Origin of the sequence: Pedococcus sp. 2YAF34 (genome assembly GCF_052114585.1) — a bacterium.
Taxonomy (GTDB): Bacteria; Actinomycetota; Actinomycetes; order Actinomycetales; family Dermatophilaceae; genus Pedococcus.
Genome location: NZ_JBFRFA010000111.1, coordinates 1 through 439, shown reverse-complemented (window position 1 = coordinate 439; position 439 = coordinate 1). Strand labels below are relative to the sequence as shown.

The 439-nt window shown below is 66.3% G+C and carries 1 protein-coding gene; it reads right to left on the bottom strand.

Annotated elements, in window-relative coordinates; genetic code table 11:
• On the bottom strand, nucleotides 1-439 hold a 439-nt coding region (locus AB4Z02_RS19120), incomplete at both ends, for an RNA polymerase sigma factor (protein ID WP_441972951.1).

The following is a 439-nucleotide window of genomic DNA, read 5'->3' as shown; positions in this document are numbered from 1 at the left end:
ACCGAGTCTCCTGGCGATCTCCGTGTGGGCTGTTCCCTCGACGATCGAGAGCCACAGCACGTCCTGCCAACGAGGCGGAAGCGACCGGAACGCGCGACCGACGAGATCGTTCTCGAGCCGGCGCATCGCACTCGTCTCAGCGGAGTCGGTCAGCTGGCCGGTCTCCAGGTCGTCGAGAGGGACAGTCCGGCTGTTCCGGCGGACTGTCGTGTATGCCAGCCGCCGGATCGTCGAGAACAGGTACCCGCGGAAGCTGTCGGTCGGCCCACCGCCGGAGACGATCGCCGAGTAGGTGCGGGTGAAGGCCTCCGCCATGAGGTCTTCGGCATCAGCGCGATTCGCATATCCGAGCGCAACCATGACACCGGCCGATCGGTGGCGTTCCCACAGCAGCGCGAACGCACGCGGATCGGAACGCTTGGCTCGTGCGACAAGTGAG